The 2,841-nt window shown below is 41.3% G+C and carries 2 protein-coding genes and 1 pseudogene; 1 reads left to right on the forward strand and 2 read right to left on the reverse strand.

From position 1 onward, the window contains the following. A pseudogene (locus DU53_RS12160) lies at window positions 1-172 on the forward strand (IS3 family transposase); the annotation flags it as partial. 733 nt (window positions 173-905) lie between these two features. Here DU53_RS12160 and DU53_RS06955 read toward each other — a convergent pair. After that, window positions 906-2,072: a HigA family addiction module antitoxin gene (locus tag DU53_RS06955; protein ID WP_063728248.1), complete on the reverse strand. Its 1,167-nt coding sequence runs from the start codon at window positions 2,070-2,072 to the stop codon at window positions 906-908. A gap of 11 nt (window positions 2,073-2,083) precedes the next feature. Continuing rightward, window positions 2,084-2,395, reverse strand: a complete 312-nt coding sequence (locus tag DU53_RS06960) for a type II toxin-antitoxin system RelE/ParE family toxin (RefSeq protein ID WP_063728249.1) — start codon at window positions 2,393-2,395, stop codon at window positions 2,084-2,086. Between the last annotated feature and the right edge of the window lie 446 nt (window positions 2,396-2,841).

Below are 2,841 nucleotides of genomic sequence, written 5' to 3' on the forward strand. Positions count from 1 at the left end.
GGAATTTGTGGCTATGAATGTGTTTGAGAGAGCGGAAGACGTTTACCGGAAATACCAGGTGTACATGGATTTCTATCATAATCTCAGACCACATGGTTCTTTGAAATACATGACACCACAAGCCTTTAAGAAACACTGTAGCATTTCCATGATTCAGTCTGTTAAAGCTTGATCTCGTTAACCCGTGTCTCATTATTGGGGGTCAGACCAATAAAAAACGTTGTGGGTTGTAGGTTGTACGTAAAAAACGAGAAACCGAGAGGGCCGCTGTGCGGCAGATACGAATCCCTTCGGGATTGATCCGAACTCCTGATAAGAATCCGAGAATCCGAGAGTCCGAGAAGGCGAGAAGGCGAAAGAACTGCTGCGCAGTTGATGTGCGCCTGTGGCGGAAAGCAGCTACGCTACTGAAGTGCTTGACTACGTCTTGAAAGCTTCAGACGCTGTCATTCTTTAGAAGTCAACGGATACCTGTCATTCTGGAGATGTCTTATCCAGAATCTTAACCCGCCACTGTCATTCTGGAGATGTTTAATCCAGAATCTGGTTTTCTAAAGTACGAGATCCTGAATCAAGTTCAGGATGACGGGTAGGGAACAAATGTCGAGTTAGGGAGTCGAGAGGCCTCTATGTGTCATTCTGGAAATCTTTAATCCAGAATCTGGGTTTTTTTAAGTACGAGATCCTGAGTCAAGCTCAGGATGACGAGTCAGCATGGCTGGGGTGTGAAACCTGATTATGCCGGTGGTTGTGGAGTGCACTGAAATATATTGAAAATTTAGATAGTTATTTAGTGTATGCTTAGTAGGTTTTTGCCCAAAAACCAGGACAACAAACAAAAGCGACTGGTTTTCTATACCAGTCGCTGGGCCGCTAAGGGCAATTTCTAATCATTTTTGGACCGCTTAGGACACAGTTTTCTCTTCCTTTTCAGCTCTGAAAACCTGGTCTTTTTTATTTTCTACATAGTATTTCTCTGGTATTAGCTCGCCAACTTTCTTTTTGAATCTGTTGAGGTTCTTTCTAGATAGTTTTCCGTAATGCTGCAATATTCCTACAATGAGTGCTGGATGTATTCTTAATTTTTTTGAACAGTCGTTTACCTTTACTTCTGATATGTACCCGTAGCTGCCTTTGAAGTAGTCAAGAATTTGATCTCGTTTTAACCATTCGCCGGCAATGTTATTCGCTTCTACTTCAGCTTCGTTGTCGCTTAAATCTGCAAGGTTATCGATGAATGGTTTTTCATCGTCCAGATGATGGTAGAGGATATGTGCGATTTCGTGAGCTACGGTAAACCAGAAGTTGTCAATCCTGTCGTATCTTTTTGTGTAAACGATTACCGGACCATATTCATCTATATAAGAGGCACCGTCAATACAGGTTTTTTGTAAATGGGGAAGGACCATGAACCTAACACCGGTGTTTTCTAATTCTTCTAGAAATCGTTCTATACCTTCGGGATAAAGTGAGTATTCTGCGATCTGGCACGCCAACTCCTCTAGCTTTTCTTTATTATAGGCATAACCAGGATTTTTTTGCTTTGAAAGCTTTTTTGCCATTAAGAACCAGGTATATGCGTAAAAACCGTTGAAGTTTTGATGTGCTTCAGATCTTCTAAATGCGGGGGCAAGATCTTTCTTTTGGAGTTTCTCTTTTAGTTCCTCAAGGTTCTTCACTCCGAAAAATTCCAAGATTGATTTTTTTACTTTTTCGAAGGAACGGGAGTTATCTATCCAACCTCTTTTTTTCATTTCTCTTATTGGCAGGTATTGGTAAAGAATAGATCGGTCTTCGATCGCTTTGTTTTCTTCGGATTCCAGATTTTCGATCCTTGATCTATACATGTTGTATAAATTCAACCAGGTATTCGGAGTACCACCTATGGCTTTGCTTAATTTAACGGCCAGTTCAAAGGTTATGGGTGTTTTATCTTGTATCAATAGGTTTACGGTTTTTAAAGAAACGCCCATGACCTCAGCGAGATCCTGCTGAGTCCAGCCAAGGTATTCAATTTCATCTTTAATGTGTTTTCCAGGACCTATGATTTTTCCTGGTCTAATTTCACCCATGATTCTCACCTTTATTCATAGTGTTTTGAAATTTCGTCGATTCCAAATATTCCGATTGTGTGTTTATTGTCTATCCACTCAATCTCAATTTCTAGCCGGTATTTTTTGTTGAGCCTTATCGAATATCTGCTATTATAACCAGCGAGTTTCTCGAATTTATAGCTTCTTCTGCTGCGCATAGCTACTATCGTGTCTGCCGCTTTGATAAAGTCAACTACCTCAATGTATTTGTCTATTAGATATTGAGGTAGAGGGTATTTTTTATTTTTCTTGGCTTCTTTATAGAGTTTTTCAAGGTGTTTATTCAGGAAAATTGTTTCCAATTGACTGCCTCCTGAGTAATGCACTTATATTTTACACTTATAAGGTAAAAATGTCAAACCTATTGTTACTTACTACGTATAATTATGAAAACAGATAATGCTCATTCATAATCTACATCTATACATTATTATACCATGCTTTTGCTTCGTCTAAGCCGCTGCGCAGCGATTTAAAACGTTGTGGGTTGTGCGTGACAATCGAGAAACCGAGAAGGCGAGAGTCCGGAGGGCCGCTACGCGGCGGAAGAGCTGAGCTGCGCTCAGGAGGCTCACGACGTTGACGCTCACGAGGTTGAGGCTTGCAGACGCTGAATAAAAGCCGAGAATCCGAGAATCCGAGAGTCCGAGAAAAAACAAGACGCTCGCGAGGCTGTCAGCTGGTGGAGCGACGCTCGAAGACTGAGGCTTGCAGACGCTGAATAAAAGCCGAGAATCCGAGAATCCGA

This window comes from Kosmotoga sp. DU53 (assembly GCF_001639905.1).
GTDB lineage: Bacteria > Thermotogota > Thermotogae > Petrotogales > Kosmotogaceae > Kosmotoga > Kosmotoga olearia.

Excerpts from the sequence above, each read along its gene's own strand:
- DU53_RS06955 (WP_063728248.1), bottom strand. The coding sequence starts at position 2,072 with ATGGGTGAAATTAGACCAGGAAAAATCATAGGTCCTGGAAAACACATT.